Origin of the sequence: Geomonas limicola, assembly GCF_014193675.1 — a bacterium.
Lineage (GTDB): Bacteria > Desulfobacterota > Desulfuromonadia > Geobacterales > Geobacteraceae > Geomonas > Geomonas limicola.
Genome location: NZ_BLXZ01000005.1, coordinates 440,837 through 458,362, shown reverse-complemented (window position 1 = coordinate 458,362; position 17,526 = coordinate 440,837). Strand labels below are relative to the sequence as shown.

Below are 17,526 nucleotides of genomic sequence, written 5' to 3'. Positions count from 1 at the left end.
GGCCTTGAAAGCTGAGTTCAAAATCCTTGGGAAGATATTTTCCGAAGAAAAACAAAAACTCCCACCTTCCTTAACATCAGGAATAGTGGGAGTTTTTGTTTCTTTACAGGGTCACCGTTTCAACACTTTAAGCAAGGGCGTTGCCCCGGTGGGGGGCGGTTTTTCTGGTGACGCAGGGCGGAGGTCCGCGGAAAGCTCGGGCTACATGTCATCGTCCTCGTAGCTGTCCTCGTCGAAAGAATCTTCGTCTTCGCCCTCTTCCTCATCGTCGAACTCCTCGCCCAGGTACTGCTGCGGCGAGCGCTCGTCTTCTTCCTTGATTGCCTCAAACCGCTCCAGGACTTCCGGGTTCGTGCAGTAGCGGCCGTCCTTTTGACAGCAGGTGTCCAGATCGCACAGATCGAAGAGCTGGATTTCGCTGCAGAGTCGTTGCGGCTTCTGTGTTTCCATACCTTTCCCCTAAACTAGTTGCTTGTTACCGGTTATGCCACTATCGACAAAACTGCAGGACACCTTTAATAAAAGGTGCCCCGCTCGTTTCCGTCATACTACTCTTTTTACCCCGCGTTGACAAACTTCATCGCCTGCTCCACGTCGGCCTTGCAGCCGATATAGATGGGGGCGCGCTGGTCCAGCGATTCCGGGACGAGGTCCAGGATGGGGATCTGGCCGTTACTTGCCGAACCGCCGGCATGCTCGATGATGAAGGCCATCGGGTTCAGTTCGAACAGGACGCGCAGTTTTCCGTTGGGGGAGCCGTTGAGGGCGGGGTACATGAAGAGCCCCTTCCCTTTCATGAGCACCTGGTTGATATCCGGCACGAAGCCGCCCGAGTAACGCAGCTTGCACCCTTTGGCCTCGAGGTGCTGGATGAACTTTTCGGTGCCCGGGGTGTACTTGTTGCGCAGCCCACCCGGAGCGTAGATGTTCCCTTCCGGCTGCATCCTGATGTTCTCGCGGGTCAGGGTGAACTCCATGAGGTTGTTCATGGTGAACTCGTGGACGCCGTCACCTACCGTGTACACCAGCGAAACGCGCGGTCCGTACAGGATGTACATCGCGCAGACCTGGTTGCGGCCGGGCTGCAAGAGGTCGCACCCTTCGTAGATGGAAACGATGGTGCCGACCGCCAGGTTCACGTCGACCAGCGAGGAGCCGTCCAAGGGATCGTAGGCGACCGAGTAGAGCCCGTCGGCCTGTGCCTGGCACTGGTAGATCTCGTCCATCTCTTCGGAGGCGATGTTGCAGACCACACCCGAGTGGATCAGGCGCTTGCGCATGATGCGGTCGGAGAGGACGTCCAGCGCCAACTGCTCCTCGCCGTACAGGTTGGAGGTACCCGCCACGCCCAGGTCACCGGTGCGCACCGCGTTGATCACGTACTTGCTGGCCTCGGCTATCTCGCAGATAAGGTGAATGAGATTGTCGCTGATATTCTGACCGCGCAGGTGACGACGCAGATCGATCTGAAACTTGGACTGTCCGGGTGCAGTAGACATGATCCCCTCCCATCATTAAATTAAAATTATTTTACCGCCCGTAGAGTATGTCAAATCACCTGACAAATCAAGGAAAAAAAGTCCGAGCATTTCCATGAATTCCCTCTTCAATTGATTTTCATGGGTGCGTCAAGATACCTGGGTACGCAGCTGCGGCATCCGGGGCCCAAACCGGAAAAAACCCGCAGCTACCGCGGGTTGGCTAAGTTTCAGAGATGACGCGCCAAACTACCGGACAGTAGCAGGCGGTGCGCAACGACTCCGTCCCACGTCCGGCAATCGGCGCAAAAAAGAGAGGGTCGTACCAGGCACGACCCTCTCAGATTTATTGCATTTCATTTATGAAAGAACCGCCGCTGGCAGCAGAGCCGGAGGGACGGCGGTCAGCCGTGAACTGGCAAGGTGAAGCGGCACACGCGATGCCGTTCCACCCTGCCGTTTCGTCTTAGGCGACCCAGTCGTCGTCCTCCTCGACCGGGGCGAAGCCGCGGCGCATGGTGTTCTCGGTGACCACGCGCGGATCCATGAAGTGCAAGAGGTAGTCGGGACCGCCCGCCTTGGTGCCGACGCCGGACATCGCGGAGCCGCCGAAGGGCTGACGGCCGACCAGGGCGCCGGTGTTGTTGCGGTTCAGGTACAGGTTGCCGACCCGGAATTCGCGGCGCGCCTGGGCCAGGTGCTCGGGGCTCCTGGAGAAGACGCCGCCGGTCAGGGCGAACTGGGTAGAGTTAGCCCACTCGATCGCCTGGTCGAAGTCTTTCGCGCGCATCACAGCCAGCACCGGTCCGAAGATCTCCTCCTGAGCCAGGCGGTGCTCCGGCTTGATGCCGCCGATGATGGTCATTGGCACAAAGTACCCCTCGGAAGGCACCTTGCTCTCGTAGAGGACGTGCCCTTCCTTCTTGCCGATCTCGACGTACTCGAGGATGGTCTTCATGGCCTTGTCGTCAGCCACGGCACCCATGTAGTTGGCCGGGTCCTCGGAGGGGCCGACCAGGGTTGCCTTGGCCATGGAGGTGAGGCGCTCGATGAACTTGTCGTACACGGCATCCAGGACGATGACGCGGGAGCAGGCCGAGCACTTCTGCCCCTGGAAGCCGAAGGCGGAGTAGAGCACATGCGGTACCGCTTCGTCCAGATCGGCGTCGTCGTCGATGATGATGGCGTTCTTGCCACCCATCTCGCAGACGATCTTCTTGACGTTGCGTTGGCCCGGGTAGACCTTGGCAGCGCGGTCGATGATCCTGAGGCCGATCTCCATGGAACCGGTGAAGGCGATCAGGCTGACATCCGGGCTGTCCACCAGGAAGTCGCCCATTACCGAGCCACGGCCCGGGGTGTAGTTGAAGACGCCAGCGGGGAGACCCGCTTCGCGGAAGATCTCGACCATGTGGTAGCCGATCACCGAGGTAATGCCGGAGGGCTTGAACACCACGCAGTTACCGGCCACGATGGCAGCCGATGCCATCCCCAGGCCGATGGCCAGCGGGAAGTTCCAGGGAGCGATGACCGCGGCCACCCCCTTGGGCTCGTAGAAGTAGTGGTTCAATTCGCCCGGGGCGTTGCCCACGCGCTTGGGCTTACCGAGCTTGATCATTTCACGGGCATAGTACTCGAGGAAGTCGATCGCTTCGGTGACGTCGGCGTAGGCCTGGTCCCACTGCTTGCCGATCTCGAGCACCTGCCAGGCGGAGAGCTCGAACGCGCGGCGGCGCGCGACGGCGGCGGCCTTGATCAGGTACTGGGCGCGGTCGGCAGGAGTGGTGTCGCGCCAGGCCGGGAAGGCGCTCTTGGCGGCGGCGATGGCGTCACCCACTTCCTTGGTGCCTGCCTGGCAGATCACGCCGACCACCTCGGAGGGCTTGGCCGGGTTCACGCTGGGGATGGTGTCGGCGGTCTTCACTTCCTTGCCACCGATGAACAGCGGGTAGTTCTTGCCCAATTGCGCGCGCACCGCGGCGATCTGCTTCGGGAACTCCGCACGGTGGTCGGCGCGGGTGAAGTCGACCATCGCCTCGTTGTAGAACGGCTTGAGCCCCCCCGGGCCCTTCTCTTCCGTTTTCTGCTTGGCGGCGCGTGCCGCCTTCTCGCGCTCTACGGTGAGGTTCGGGTCTTCCAGCAGTTTCTCGATCTGGGCGTCCTCGGCGAAGCTCTGACGCAGGAAGGACTCGTTCGCGGTGTTCTCCAGCAGGCGGCGCACCAGGTAGCCCATGCCCGGGACCATGTCGCCGTACGGGCAGTAGAGGCGGATGCGGCCGGCTACCTTCAGGATCCCCTTGCGCACCGGCTCGGCCATGCCGTAGAGCACCTGGAACTCGTAGCGGTCCTCGGTGACGTTCAGCTCGCGGGCCATTTCCATGACGGCCGAGATGGTGCGGATGTTGTGCGAGGCGCAGGCGAAGTGGCAGATGTCGGCGTTCTCAAGAATCATACGGGCCTGGCGCTCGTAAGCGGCGTCAGACTCGGCCTTGATGGTCCAGACCGGGATCTTCCAGTCGTTCTGCTTGGCCTTGACAGTCTCGTAGTCCCAGTAGGCGCCCTTCACGAGGCGGATGGAGATCTTCACCTTGTTGTCACGGGACCACTTGAGCAGAGCCGGCAGGTCCTGGTCGGTGTCTACCAGGTAGGCCTGCAGTACGATTCCCAGCTGGTCGTAGTTCGGGTACTCAAGCTTGAGCCGTTTGTACACCTCGAGGATGATGTCCTTGTGGCGGTAGGACTCCATGTCGATGCACAGGAAGCCGTCCAGCTCGATGACCTTCTTGGCGATGATGCGTACCCTTTTCAGGATCGCTTCGACGGACCCTTCGAAGTCCTGCGGGTTAGCCAGGCAGAAAAGAGCGGTCGGCTTGATGGCGACGTTGACCTTGGGAGCGTGCCCCCAGTCGAGGTTGGCGTTGCCGTAGTTCCCCAGCGGCTTCCAGTCCTGGTACTGGCTCTTCAGCGAGTCGAGCAGTTCCAGGTAGGTGTTCATGTAGAGGTCTGCCTCGTGCTCGGAAAGGGTTGCCTCGCCAAGGACGTCGACAACAAAGGCGAAGCCGTCTTTACGGAGCTTCTCCATGTTCTTGATGGCTTCCTTGGTGTTCTCGCCGACCACGAACTGGCGGGCCATCTCCTGGATGTTGGTGGTGAGGACCTTGTTGAGCACGGCACCGCCGAAGGAGCCGAGCATGCCGGCCACTTTCGCACCGGTGGAGAGGACCGGCGGCATGTCCTTCTCTTCGCCGAAGTATTCGCGGATGTGGTCGGTGAGGAGCTTGCCGGTGGTCAGAGAGGGGAAAACGTCAACGAACCGGAACATCTGGATCTTGAAGGTTTCGTTCTTCATACTCCAGTCCATCACCTTGCCCATCCAGGCTCCCTTGTTGAAGAGGGACGGCTTCTCGCCGGAGATGGTGGAGAAGAACTCCTTGCCACGTGCTACGACCTTGTTGTTCAATTCACTGTTCATCAAAAGCTCCTTGTCCTATGGTTTGCCACGAGGTGCACTAAATTGATAACCAGGGGATATCTTAGCACAAGGCATGCCACGACGAGGAAGCGGCGACGACAGTTCCCCTCACGGGGCGGTTTCCAGCGATACGTATACGGGATTTCAGCTAGTTAGCGAATCGATGAAATAATGAGGGGTAGACGCGCTCGTGCGCATCTGAAGGGATTACCGGAATTTCCGGGAAAAGGCTATGCATTTGCGCATAACGGCAGTGACTCAGGCTCCCCCGAGGCCGTGCCGCTTCAACTTGCGGGCGACGGTTGACTGGTTCACCCCCAGCGCGTCAGCCATTTTCACCTGACTGCCGTACTTGACCAGGGCCTTTTGCAGTACCGCACGTTCGACACTGTCCAGGGTCTCCTGGAGCGTCATCTCTTCTGGCCAGACCGCGTTGGGGCCCGGGGGGGCACTGCCGCCGGCGGCGATCTCGGCCGGGAGGTCCTTGAGATCGATCAGGTTCCCTTCGGTCATCACCACCAGTCGCTCACAGATATTCATGAGTTGGCGCACGTTGCCCGGATAATCGTAGGAAAGGAGGGCGTCCTGTGCGGCGCGGGTCAGGCGTTTGTGGATGGAGTCGCGCTCGCCGAAGAGGTCCATGTAGTGCCGGATCAGCGGCAGGATACAGTCCTTGCGGTCGCGCAGGGCCGGGACGTGGATCGGGATCACGTTGAGGCGGTAGTACAGATCGAGCCGGAAGCTCCCCTGCTTGACCATCTCCTCGAGGTTACGGTGCGTCGCGGCGAGGATCCTTACGTCCAGGTGCCGCGCCTTGGTCCCGCCCAGGCGGATCACCCGGCCGTTTTCCAGGAAGCGCAACAGCTTCACCTGGGCCGCCGGTGGCAGTTCGGCGATCTCGTCCAGGAACAGGATGCCGCCGTCGGCAAGCTCCAGGTAACCAGGTTTGCCTCCTGACTGCGCGCCGGTAAAGGCCCCCTTCTCGTAGCCGAACAGTTCGGATTCGATGAGGGATTCCGGGATGGCGCCGCAGTTGATCTCGATGAGCGGCTTTTCGGCGCGGCTCGAGTTCTTCTGGATCAAGTCGGCGATGAGCCCCTTCCCTACTCCGGATTCCCCGAGGATCAGCACCGTCGAGTTCACGGCACTCACCTTGAGCGCCTGGCGCAGCGCCTTCAGCATGGCCGGGCTCCGGGCAATGACCCGACGCGACTCCAGGTCCGCCTGGCGCATCTCCAGCATGTGGCTACGGAACTGGTCGCGGATGGCCTCCTGCTCCTCCAGTTCACGCTGCAAGTTGTCGATTTCCGTGATATCCCGCTCGCTCACCACCACGCGGATCACCTGGCCGTTCTCGTCCAACACCGGGGTGCCGGTGGAGATCAACTTGCGCCCTTCCCTATTTTGCAACTGGCTCACCACGGTTCGGGAGGTAAGGGCCTCGAGCGCGGCGGAGCGGTCGATAAAGCCCTGTTCCAGCAACTCCCGCATGTTTTTGCCGACCACCTCGCCGGCGCGGATGTTGTTGATGCGCTCGGAGGCCGGGTTGATACGGATCACCCGTGCCTCGGCGTCGCAGATCCACAGCCCGTCAGAGGAAGAGTCGATGATGGCATCAAGTTCGCGGGTCTGTTCCTGAAAGGCCCGCATCTGACGGGCAAGTTCCTCGACGGTAAGCGAATTTGAGTCGTTGTTCAGCTGATCGGCCATGCGCAAAAACCTCAGGTGAGTTTACCAGCCGCCTCATTATGCACAAATGCATGGGTTATGCAAGAGGGGATAGTTGCAGGCGGGAGAAAAGCGTCGCCGGGTTAACTTGTCGAGCGGGCACGGTGAAACCAGAGGAAAGAGGCGGCAGAACAACCCGACGGATCGACGGTTACACCGCTTTTCCCCTGACGCTGCGGTAGGCGTTGAAGGAGTACAGGGCGAGGCCGCACCAGATGAAGGAAAAGCTCACCAGGTGGGCGTGGGTGAAGGTCTCCCCGTAGGCAAGGACCGCCAGGAGGAAATGCAGGGTCGGCGTGATGTACTGCAGGAATCCGACGGTGGCCAGGCGCAGCCGCTTGGTGGCCCCGATGAAGAGGAGCAGCGGCACTGCGGTGACTACACCGGACAGCGAGATGAGCAGGTCGAGCCGGGAGGAACCCGAGAGAAATGCGGCGCTCCCGCTTTCATGCAACCGGAACAGGTAGGCGAAGGCGATCGGCGCCAACAGCAGGGTTTCGACGGTGAGCCCTACCAGCGGATCGACCTTGAGGGATTTACGGATCAGCCCGTAGAGTCCGAAGGAAGCGGCCAGAAGCAGCGAGATCCAGGGCATCACCCCGAAGGAGACGGCGAGATAGACCACGCCGACGGCCGCCAGCACGATGCTCAGCCACTGCACCCGCACCAGGCGCTCTTTCAGGAAGAGGAAGCCGAGCAGTACGCTCACCAGGGGATTTATGAAGTAGCCGAGACTGGACTGCAGCACCTCGCCCGCGTTGATGGCATAGATGAAAACCAACCAGTTGGCGGCGATGAGCAGGGTGGAGAGGCAGAGGACGGCAAGGGATTTGGGCCTGGCGAACAGTTGCAGCATGTCGCGCCAGGCCCCTTTGCCAAGAACCAGGATGAGTAAAAATGCCAGGGACCAGCAGATGCGGTGCGAGACCATCTCGAGCGGCGCCACGACGTGCACCGATTTGAAGTAGACCGGGAAGAATCCCCAGCAGAGGTAGGCCGCCAATCCGAAAAAAACTCCCTGGCGCTGCGCCGCCTCCCCTCCTGCCCTACTCTCCCCGCTCTCGACAGCCTCTGACACGACACCTCCTAGATGATCTTCAATCCGCGCAGCAGGATGACCAGGATGGTCACCGGTGCCACGTAACGCACAATGAACAGGAATATAGAGATTACGGCCGAATTATGCAAGGCTCCATCGTTGGTCAATACCGCGACGACCTTCTCCTTGCCCCAGACCCATCCGACGAAGATGCAGATGAACAGGCCACCCAGCGGCATCAGCAGGTTCGACGTGATGAAGTCGTAGAGATCGAACATGGTCATCCCGAAGACTTTGAAGTTCGCCAGGAGGCTGTTGGAGAGTGCTGCGGTGGAACCGATCAGCGCGAGGAGCACCACGGTGAGGATGGTGGCCTTGACCCGCGAGACGCCGAAGCGCTGGTGCAGGTAGGCAACCGGGACCTCCATGATGGAGAGCATGGCGCCGGTAGCGGCGATGGCGCCCAGCACGAAGAAGGCTACGACGAAGACGCTACCAAAGGGCATCTGGGAGAAAACCGCCGGAATGGTGATGAAGAGCAGCGAGGGGCCTGCTTCCGGCTTGAAACCGTAGGTAAAGACGGCCGGGAAGATGGCGATGCCGGCCAGGATGGAAACGGTGAGATCGGCGAGCATGACGCGCACGGCGGTCATCGGGATGTTCTGGTCGTCCCTGAAGTAGCTGCCGTAGGTGATCATGGTCCCCATGCCGACGGAGAGCTTGAAGAAGGCAAGCCCCATGGCGGTCAAAACGACAGCGCCGGTGACCTTGGAGAAGTCCGGGTGAAACAGGAAGTTGAGACCTGCGGCAGCACCGGGGAGGGTCAGGTTCCTGATGCCGATGATGACCAGGATCAGGAAGAGCACCGGCATGAGCTTCTTGGTGGTGCTTTCGATCCCTTTGGAAACACCCAGGATGATGATAATGCCCACGTAGACCAGAACCACGCACTGCCACAGGATGGACTGGTACGGGTCGGTGATCAGCCTCTCGAAAGCGGCACCGGTCACCTTGGGGTCACTGGAGAGGATGTTGCCGGAGAGTGCCTTGAAGACGTAGGCTACCACCCAGCCGGCCACTTCGGTGTAAAACGCGAGGATCAGGAAGGCGGAGACGACACCGGCGGCACCGATAAGCGCCCAGGATTCCCGCTTCGGGTAGAGCACACGGAACGTGGTGAGGGCGTCGGACTTGGAGCGCCTCCCCAGCAGCAGCTCGGAAATCATGACCGGGAGTCCGGCCATGAGCGTCGAGAGGAGGTAGATGATGATGAAAGCCGCCCCGCCGTTCAACCCGGTCAAGGCCGGGAACTTCCAGATGTTGCCCAGGCCCACTGCCGAGCCGAGGGTCGCGGCGATGACGCCAAGACCGGTGGTGAAGGTGTCGCGTTTTACCTTGGTAGTTTCCATGTGCAGGTACGTCCTTTTCTAAGGCAGAATGTCTCCTGGTTGGAGAGTGAATAACGTAAACAAAAGTCTGTTCTTATCAAACAAAACACATAAACGGGGGCGCAACGCGGCCCGCTCCCGAGGGACTTGACCGAGTGCCACCAACCTGGAACCAAGAAAGCGTCCCCTGGCGCGTTCCCACCTAGGTGCGTGGGAACCATGAAGGAACAGCCGCCTAGGCTTTTCTGATGGTAACCACCTCTCCGGAGGTGATCTGGCAGAGCTGCTTAGGTGTCAGCGAAAACAGGGCATTGGGAGTACCGGCCGCCGCCCAGATCTCGGCATACTGCAAGAGGTCCTCGTCGATGAAGGTCTTCAGCGGCACGGGATGCCCCACCGGCGGCACCCCACCGATGGCAAAACCGGTCTGCTCGCGGGCGAAGTCGGCGTCCGCCTTCTCGATCTTTTCCCCGACCAACCGGGCCAAGGCCTTCTCGTCCACGCGGTTGGCGCCGCTGGCCACCACGAAAACGGCAGCGCCACTGACCTTTGCGCGAAACACCAGCGACTTGACGATCTGGCCGACGTTGCAGCCAACGGCCTGGGCGGCATCCTGGGCGGTACGGGTACTTTCGGTGAGTTCCTTCACCTGCAGATCAAGCCCGAACCCGGCCAGGGCCTGCTGCACCTTGAGAGCACTGGGGCTAAGAATAGTGGTCATGCATCCCTCCGAAGTAGCGTTTTCCTAAACTGACAACGAAACCTTCTCGAAGCGCCCCCTCCCCCCTTCGGGAGTGGGTAACACGGTCTCAACCGCCGCTGCGCGCCGTTGCCCGGGTGAAGAGATACAACCCGGTGAAGATGAGCGCTCCGCCACCGATCTGGCGCAGCGTCGGGTTCTCCCCGAGAAACACGGCCGCCCAAAGAATCGCCCCCAGCGGTTCGCCGAGGATGCTCACCGAGACCACCGAGGCCTGCACGTAGCGCAGTACCCAGTTGAACACGGTATGCCCAAGGACCGTACAGACCAGGGCAAGCGCCGCGAAGATCAGCCAATCCTGCCCCGGATACGGGTAGAAGGGAAGCTCGGCAACCAGCGCACTCCCGGCAAGGGCAACAGCACTGACACCGTAGGTTACAAAGGTGTACCCGGAAATCTCGACATCGCCGCGCAACCTGCGCCCGAGGAGCATGTACCCTGCCACCATCACCGCCGAGAAGAGCGCCAGCAGATCCCCGAGAAACGCTAGTTCGCCGACCTGGAAGTCGGTAGCGCCGATGACCAGGCTCCCCAGCATGGCGAGAAAGCCGCCCCACAAGGCCACGCGCGGCACCCGTTCCTTGAAGAACAGGAACGAGCCGAGCACCACGAAGAGCGGCTGGGTGGTGACCAGGACCACGGAGCTGGCGATGGAGGTGTATTTGAGGGAGGTGAACCAGGTGACGAAATGCAGGGCCAGGAAGATGCCGCTACCAGCTGCCAGCGCTACCTGACGGCCGGTCATCTTCTTCAGGGCGACCGCGCCGCCGTACAGAGTAAAGGGCGCAAGGATGCAGAAGGTGAAGATCAGCCGGTAGGCCGCAATGATGAGCGGAGGGGCCGTGGCGAGCCGCACGAAGATGGAGGAGAAGGAAACAGCAAAAACCCCTACCAGGATGGCCAGGTAGGGGTTTATCCAGGGTTTGCTTGTCGCTACTGCGGGCACGCTACTCTCCCAGGTACGCCTTTCTTACCTCGGGGCTGCGGGCGAGTTCCTTGGCGTCGCCCTGCATGACAACTTCACCGGTCTCAAGTACGTAGGCGCGGTGCGCGATGGAGAGCGCCATGTTGGCGTTCTGCTCGACCAGGAGGATGGTGGTGCCGCTTTTGTTGATCTCCTGGATGATCTGGAAGATCTGCTCCACCAGCATCGGGGCGAGACCCATGGAGGGCTCGTCCAGAAGCAGCAGTTTCGGACGGCTCATCAGCGCGCGCCCCATAGCAAGCATCTGCTGCTCTCCGCCGGAGAGGGTCTTGGCGGGCTGCTTCTTGCGCTCGTTCAGGCGCGGGAAACGCTGGAAGATTTTCTCGATGTCCGCGGCGATCTCGGCCTTGTCGGACCGGGTATAGGCGCCCATCTCCAGGTTCTCGAGCACGCTCATCTTGGCGAAGACGCGACGCCCTTCAGGGACCTGGGAGATACCTACCTTCACGATATCGTGCGGCGGGGTCTTGGTGATGTCCTTCCCTTCGTAGCTAATCTTGCCGGATACCGAGGGAACGATGTTCGAGATGGTGTTGAGGATGGTGGTCTTGCCGGCGCCGTTGGCACCGATCAGCGCCACGATCTCGCCGGTGTTGATCTCGAAGGAGACATTCTGCAACGCCTTGATGGCGCCGTAGTTCACGTAGACATTTTCAACCTTAAGCATCGGCAGCAGCTCCTTTACCGAGGTAGGCCTCGATGACCTTCGGATTGGCCCGGATTTCTTCCGGAGTCCCTTCCGCGATCTTCACGCCGTAGTCCAGGACGTGGATCCGGTCCGAGATACCCATGACGAATTTCATGTCGTGCTCGACCAGGAAGACGGTGACGCCGGTCTTGCTGATGGCCTGCACCATCTCGGAGAGCACCTGCTTTTCCTGCGGGTTCATGCCGGCAGCCGGCTCGTCCAACAGGATGATCTGCGGTTCGATGGCCAGCGCACGGGCGATCTCGAGGCGGCGCTGCTCGCCGTACGGGAGGTTGCCAGCGAGCTCGTAGGCCTTGTAGGTCAGGTCGACCTGCTTCAGGCACCTGATGGCCAGGTCGTGCAGCTTGCCTTCCTCGCGACGCACCCAGGGCATGAACTTGAGGCAGGCACCGGTCAGGTCCTGGCTGCCACGGGTGTGCGCACCGATCAGCACGTTCTCAAGCACGGTCAGCTGGCTGAACAGCCTGATGTTCTGGAAGGTACGGCCGATGCCGCCGGCGGCAATCAGGTTCGGAGCCTTGCCGGAGATGGTCTCGCCGTTGAAGGTGATGGTCCCCTCGGTCGGCTTGTAGATCCCGGTGATCAGGTTGAACATGGTGCTCTTGCCTGCACCGTTGGGGCCGATCAGCGCGACGATGGTCCCCTTGTCTACCGACAGGTTAACCTTATCGACGGCCACCAGGCCGCCGAAGCGGATGGTGACGTCTTCGAGTTTAAGAATAGACATGCTGGCTCTCGCTATCGTGAAGTATTAAGTAGTAGATTTCTCTTTAAAGGCAACCCCGGCCGGTTTCTTGCCAACCGCGCGCAGCAGGAGGTCCATGACGTTCACCCCGCCCATCAGGCCGTTGGGGCGGAACACCATCAGGAACACCAGGAGGGCGCCGTAGACCAGCATGCGGTACTGGGACATGAAGCGCAGGAACTCGGGGGCGCTGGCGAGCACCGCGGAGCCGAAGACGGTACCCGGGACGCTCCCCAGGCCGCCCAGCACCACCATGCTGAGGATATCCACCGACTTGAGGAAACCGAAGTCGGAAGGGTTGATGTAGCTCAGGAAGTGGGCATAGAGACCACCGCCGACGCCGGCCATGAAGGAGCCCAGCGCGAATGCCTGGATCTTGTAGCGGGTCAGGTTGATCCCCATCGCCTCGGCTGCGATCTCGTCCTCACGGATCGCCTTCAACGCGCGCCCGAAGCGGGAGGTCTGCACGAAGCTGACCAGCACGACGGAGAGAACGGCGACTAGAAAGACCCAGATCGGCACCGGGATATCGGTCTTGGCGTTCTGAACCGTGAGCCCGAGCGCCTTGTTGGACGGCTCGAAGTTCAGGAAGAAGACCTTGACGATCTCGGCGAAGCCCAGGGTGCAGATGGCCAGGTAGTCGCCGGTCAGTCGCAGGATCGGGAAACCGATGATGGCCGCGATCACCGCGGTGATCACCCCGGTAAGGATCAGGTTCGGACCGAAGGCCAGCCCCAACTTGTTGGTGATCAGCGCACTGGCAAAGGCGCCGATGCTCATGAAGGCCGCGTGTCCCAGGGAAAGCTGTCCGGTAAGGCCGACGATCACGTTGAGTCCCAATGCCAGGACGATCGCGATCCCGATGTTCACCAGGATCTGCAGCAGATAGGGGTCAAATCCGGCGAGAAAGCTCTGTAAAATAGCACCCATTGAATCTACACCTTCTTCGTTATTTTTTGTCCCAAGAGGCCGGTAGGCTTCAAGAGGAGCACGAGCACCAGGATCGAGAACGCGATGGCGTCACGGTAGGAAGAGTAGCCGATCGCCACACCGAAGACTTCGGAGACGCCGAGCAAGAGGCCGCCCAGCATCGCGCCGGGGATGGAGCCGATACCGCCCAGAACTGCAGCGGCGAAGGCCTTGAGGCCAGCCATGAGGCCCATGTTGAAGGAGACCGCGTTAAACAGCACGCCTACCAGCACCCCACCGGCGGCTGCCAGGGCGGAGCCGAGGGCGAAGGTAAAGGAGATGACGCGGTTTACGTTGATGCCCATGAGAGCGGAGGTGTTGTAGTCCTCGGAGGTGGCGCGCATTGCTTTGCCGATCTTGGTCTTCTGGACGATGAACTCGAGCGCCAACATGAGCAGCGCGGAGACGCCGATGATGACCAGCTGCAGGGTGGAGACATCGGCGTTGCCGATGTGCAACTGGGTGACCGGGAAGGCGTTGTCCGGGAAGCCTTTGGCATCCGCGCCAAAGACCATGAGGGCCAGCGAGGAGAGGAAGATCGAGACGCCGATGGCGGAAATCAGTGCCGACAGGCGGGAAGACTTGCGCAGCGCCCGGTAGGCAATCAGTTCCACCACCACTCCCAGTACCATGCAGAACACCATGGCACCGATGATGGCGAAAAAGATATTTACCTTGACGACGGATATCAGCAGCAGGCCGATGAAGGCCCCTACCATGAAGATCTCGCCGTGGGCAAAGTTGATCAGCGTGATGATGCCGTAGACCATGGTGTAGCCCAGTGCAATCAGTGAATACACGCTGCCGAGGGCTATTCCATTGATAAGCTGTTGCAGGAACATGTCGACTTCCTTCGGACTATAGGATTTTACAAATCAGAAGACTTCAAGGGATGAAGAGGCGCTCAGAAGATTCATTCCATAAAAGTATTCATTGCATTGCGGAGAAGAAACAATAAAACAAGGATACGTCGCAGCTGTATACCATAAAACACGCTAAGCATGCAAGCTTTTGGTGATTTTGTGTATACAGCACATACTGTACGGTCTGTTTGGAAATAAAACACCGAAACAGCGAACAGCACCCTGCAGCAGAAGACCTCTATAGGTACAGTTGGTGATATCGGTATAACGTCTACAGCCGCGCCACTTTACACTACGAGATGCAGTTTAGTAAAGTTAAACTTTTGATTGGCTTGAAATTTTTCCCTATCAACCTAAAGCATTTCTAAGCAAATCGGTTGCGGATCAAGGGATATAACAATGAAGTTATCTGTACCCTGATTACGCTGTTTCTGATGGTCCACCAGCCGAGAGGAGACTATCGGCAGCAGCCATGCCCAAACAGTGGTTCACCCCCCTCCCCTGCCGTTTTAAAACACCCGCTCCAAAAGCAAAAAAAAAACGGCCCCGCGAGTTGCGGGGCCGTTCGGGTACTGCCAGTGTCAAGCAATTAGTCCATCTTGACGGGTACTTTTGCCTTCAGGACGAACTTGCCGTCCTTCACGTAGAGCAGGCTCAGCGGCGATTTGATCGGCTCGCGGTTAGCCTGCATGCTGATGGTACCGGAAACGCCTGCGAAGCCCTTGGTTTTGGCCAGGGTGTCTTTGAAGGCTTTCGGGTCGATGCTGTTAGCACGCTTCATAGCGTCGGCGAGCAGCATCACGGCGTCGTAGCCCTGGGCGTCGAACAGGCCCGGCAGTTCGCCGTTGTGCTTGGCTTTGAAGCTCTCGATGAACTTGGCGGTCTCCGGGGTAGCCTGCTCGGTGGAGAAGCCCAGAGCGGACATGGAGCCTTCCACTGCCTGGCCGCCCAGTTCGATGAACTTCGGCGAGAAGAGGCCGTCGCCGCCGAACATCGGAGCCTTGAGGCCCTGTTTGCGGGCTTCTTTCATGATCAGAGCGCCTTCGGTGTAGTAACCGGAGAACAGGATGACGTCCGGCTTCTTGCCCTTGATGTTGGTGATCTGGGCGGAGAAGTCCTTGTCGCCGTCTTTGACTTTCTCGTCAGCAACGATGGAGATCTCGGGCACCTTCTTGGCGGCATCGCGGAAGGTCTGGGAGAGACCGACCGAGTAGTCGTTGTTGTCGGAGGTGATGATGGCAACTTTCTTGAACTTAAGGTCTTTCGCGAAGAACTCGATGCAGGCCGGGATGGCGATGGAGTCGAGCAGGGTGTCGCGGAAGATGTAGTCGCCGATCTCGACAACGCCCGGGCCGGTAGCGCCAGCGGAGAGCAGCACCACGCCTGCCTTCTGGGCAACCGGAGCAGCAACCTTGGTGATGCCGGTGGTCGGGTCGCCAACGATGGCTACAACCTTGTCGCGGGATACGAACTTCTGGGTTACCGAAGCGCCTTCCTGCTTGTCGCCACGGTCGTCAGCTTCAACGATCTCGATCTTCTTGCCGAGCACGCCACCGGCTGCGTTGATCTCTTCGGCAGCCATCTTCATGCCTTCCAGGGTCGGCTTGCCGAACATGGCGACGTCGCCGGTAAGGGCGCCCAGGAAGCCGATTTTCACGGTGTCACCAGCCGCAGCGGCCGGAGCGGCAGCCTCTTTCGAAGCCTCTTCCTTCTTCTTGCAGCCGAACACGCCGACTGCCAGCATCGCGACCAGCAGCAATGCACTCATCTTCTTAAAGCTCATGCAGACTACCTCCTCTTGATTGATTGGATCACATGAATTGTCAACGGGGCTAACTAACTACATAAAACCGTTACTGTCAAGCGCAAACAAGCGTTTTGCAGATCCTGTTTACAAAAAACCCGCCTCTCCGGGTGGTGCAGGAGAGGCGGGTCGCGTCAACTAGAATGCGAAGTTGGCGAGGACTTTGACGTCGTACGGGTTGTCTGCGTCAAGACCTTTGAAGTAGTCGCCGAGGAAGAGGTAGCCAGCGCGCACACCGATGGTGGTGTTGGCGTTGAGCTTGTAGTTGGACTCGACGTTAACCTCGGTGCCGAGGTAGTCGCTGGTGCCGCGCTTGTTCACGTTGTTGGCAACGGCGGCGAAGCCGGCGTTGATGCTCGAGGTGATCTTGTCGGTGCAGGCGTGGTCATAGCCGACCGAACCCATGATGACGCCCTGGTTGACGTTGTTGGCGTCATACACGATAGCGGTATCGATGGTCTTGGCGTTCTTGTCGCGGTTCAGCATGATCATTTCGGCATCGTAGAAGCCGCCGCCCTCGGTGCCGCCAGCGCCACCCGGGTTGTAGAAGGCATCTTTGCCGCCGGAGACGTAGAGGAACTCGGAACGCAGGGTGCCGCCGAGCAGGGCCATTTTGCCGCCCAGGTTAAGAGCGTAGCCTTTGGCATCTACAGTTTTGGAGAGATCGCCGAACTGCTTCAGAGCGAAGCCGGTCAGGGTGACCGGGCCGACCACACCTTCGAAGTTAAGGCCGAGGTTATGGATCTTGGCATCGTTATTGGGGACCGCAGTAATGGTCACGTCGGCCGGGTCAAAAATCTTGGTACCGTTGGAGGTATACCCGATCGGAGTAGCATTGGCTGCGACGGTCACCTGGTCGGGGTTGGTGCGGTGGTCGCCGATGTAGTAGTAAGCACCGCCGACTTTGAACTCCTTGTTGACGTTGTACTTGGCGTCGAGGGAGATCATGTCGTAGGCGTTTTTGCCCAGGGTAGCGCCGTTGTCGCCGAAGCGGAAGAAGCCGGCTGCCACGCTGGCGTTAGCATAGTCTTTGGAGAACAGAAGACCGGCCATGTCGGCGTCGAACAGGATCCCTTTGAAGGAGTCGTTGTAGGGCATCATACCGATTTTGGCAGAGAGTGCCGGGTAGTTCAGCTCGAGGAAGACGTTCTTGGTCTCCATCTGCACAGAGTCGGCACCGATTGCACCGCCCTGGTTACGGCCGGTGGAGTAGGAGCTATTGCCCCAGAAGGTGTAGTCGAGTTCGAACTTGGTGTTCAACTTGACCTGGTCGCTCACCTTGGCGGTGTAGCCCAGGCGTGCACGCTGCACGAAGTAGTTCTCGGTCGGAGCGCTCTTCTGGATCCCCTGCAGGGTGTTGCCGCCGTCGTTACCGGCCGCGCTGAAGTTGGACAGGTCGTAGTAGGCGGTGAAGGAGCCGTGGAACTCGTTCTCCAGGGCGAAGGCGGGTACTGCGGCTGCGACGGTCAGCGCACCTGCGGCGGCTGCTACAAGAAGCTTCTTGTTACGTTTCATTCTTTCCTCCTCGTTCAGTGTTGTAGTAAATTGCAAGACTGCATTTGCCAACATACTGCGGGTCCAACTGA

General features: G+C 59.8%; 15 protein-coding genes. 1 reads left to right on the top strand and 14 read right to left on the bottom strand.

The window, feature by feature from the left end; translation table 11 throughout:
* The coding region (locus H7688_RS22515) for a hypothetical protein (protein WP_209006548.1) at positions 1 to 223 on the top strand (223 nt) is incomplete at its 5' end.
* On the opposite strand, the gene H7688_RS14670 is transcribed toward H7688_RS22515, so the two are convergent.
* The 14 genes from H7688_RS14670 to H7688_RS14605 form a co-directional block, all read right to left on the bottom strand.
* Positions 202 to 450 (bottom strand): hypothetical protein, encoded by a 249-nt coding sequence (locus H7688_RS14670; RefSeq protein ID WP_183361913.1) that lies wholly within the window; start codon positions 448 to 450, stop codon positions 202 to 204. The genes H7688_RS22515 and H7688_RS14670 overlap by 22 nt on opposite strands.
* Positions 451 to 557: 107 nt before the next feature.
* On the bottom strand, positions 558 to 1,499 hold the full coding sequence (locus tag H7688_RS14665; RefSeq protein ID WP_371873183.1) for a class 1 fructose-bisphosphatase: 942 nt from the start codon (positions 1,497 to 1,499) through the stop codon (positions 558 to 560).
* 445 nt (positions 1,500 to 1,944) lie between these two features.
* On the bottom strand, positions 1,945 to 4,953 hold the full coding sequence (pruA, locus tag H7688_RS14660) for an L-glutamate gamma-semialdehyde dehydrogenase (protein ID WP_183361912.1): 3,009 nt from the start codon (positions 4,951 to 4,953) through the stop codon (positions 1,945 to 1,947).
* A 255-nt stretch (positions 4,954 to 5,208) separates the two neighbouring features.
* Positions 5,209 to 6,660 carry a sigma-54 interaction domain-containing protein gene (locus H7688_RS14655; protein ID WP_183361911.1) on the bottom strand — a complete coding sequence of 484 codons (1,452 nt, stop codon included), beginning with the start codon at positions 6,658 to 6,660 and terminating at the stop codon, positions 5,209 to 5,211.
* A gap of 169 nt (positions 6,661 to 6,829) precedes the next feature.
* Entirely contained in the window at positions 6,830 to 7,756 is a 927-nt protein-coding gene (gene rarD / locus H7688_RS14650) for an EamA family transporter RarD (protein WP_183361910.1), read from the bottom strand.
* 8 nt (positions 7,757 to 7,764) lie between these two features.
* Entirely contained in the window at positions 7,765 to 9,126 is a 1,362-nt protein-coding gene (locus H7688_RS14645) for a sodium-dependent transporter (protein WP_183361909.1), read from the bottom strand.
* Between the two features lie 214 nt (positions 9,127 to 9,340).
* Positions 9,341 to 9,826 carry a YbaK/EbsC family protein gene (locus H7688_RS14640; protein WP_183361908.1) on the bottom strand — a complete coding sequence of 162 codons (486 nt, stop codon included), beginning with the start codon at positions 9,824 to 9,826 and terminating at the stop codon, positions 9,341 to 9,343.
* Between the two features lie 88 nt (positions 9,827 to 9,914).
* Positions 9,915 to 10,811: a DMT family transporter gene (locus tag H7688_RS14635; RefSeq protein WP_183361907.1), complete on the bottom strand. Its 897-nt coding sequence runs from the start codon at positions 10,809 to 10,811 to the stop codon at positions 9,915 to 9,917.
* Between the two features lies 1 nt (position 10,812).
* Complete coding sequence (locus tag H7688_RS14630; protein ID WP_183361906.1) at positions 10,813 to 11,517, bottom strand: ABC transporter ATP-binding protein; 705 nt, start codon at positions 11,515 to 11,517, stop codon at positions 10,813 to 10,815.
* Positions 11,510 to 12,286 carry an ABC transporter ATP-binding protein gene (locus H7688_RS14625; protein ID WP_183361904.1) on the bottom strand — a complete coding sequence of 259 codons (777 nt, stop codon included), beginning with the start codon at positions 12,284 to 12,286 and terminating at the stop codon, positions 11,510 to 11,512. The genes H7688_RS14630 and H7688_RS14625 overlap by 8 nt, the downstream gene beginning before the upstream one ends.
* A 24-nt stretch (positions 12,287 to 12,310) precedes the next feature.
* Complete coding sequence (locus tag H7688_RS14620) at positions 12,311 to 13,234, bottom strand: branched-chain amino acid ABC transporter permease (RefSeq protein WP_183361902.1); 924 nt, start codon at positions 13,232 to 13,234, stop codon at positions 12,311 to 12,313.
* A gap of 5 nt (positions 13,235 to 13,239) precedes the next feature.
* On the bottom strand, positions 13,240 to 14,115 hold the full coding sequence (locus H7688_RS14615; protein ID WP_183361900.1) for a branched-chain amino acid ABC transporter permease: 876 nt from the start codon (positions 14,113 to 14,115) through the stop codon (positions 13,240 to 13,242).
* 610 nt (positions 14,116 to 14,725) lie between these two features.
* Positions 14,726 to 15,919: an ABC transporter substrate-binding protein gene (locus tag H7688_RS14610; RefSeq protein ID WP_183361898.1), complete on the bottom strand. Its 1,194-nt coding sequence runs from the start codon at positions 15,917 to 15,919 to the stop codon at positions 14,726 to 14,728.
* Between the two features lie 159 nt (positions 15,920 to 16,078).
* Positions 16,079 to 17,455 carry a porin gene (locus tag H7688_RS14605; protein ID WP_183361896.1) on the bottom strand — a complete coding sequence of 459 codons (1,377 nt, stop codon included), beginning with the start codon at positions 17,453 to 17,455 and terminating at the stop codon, positions 16,079 to 16,081.
* Between the last annotated feature and the right edge of the window lie 71 nt (positions 17,456 to 17,526).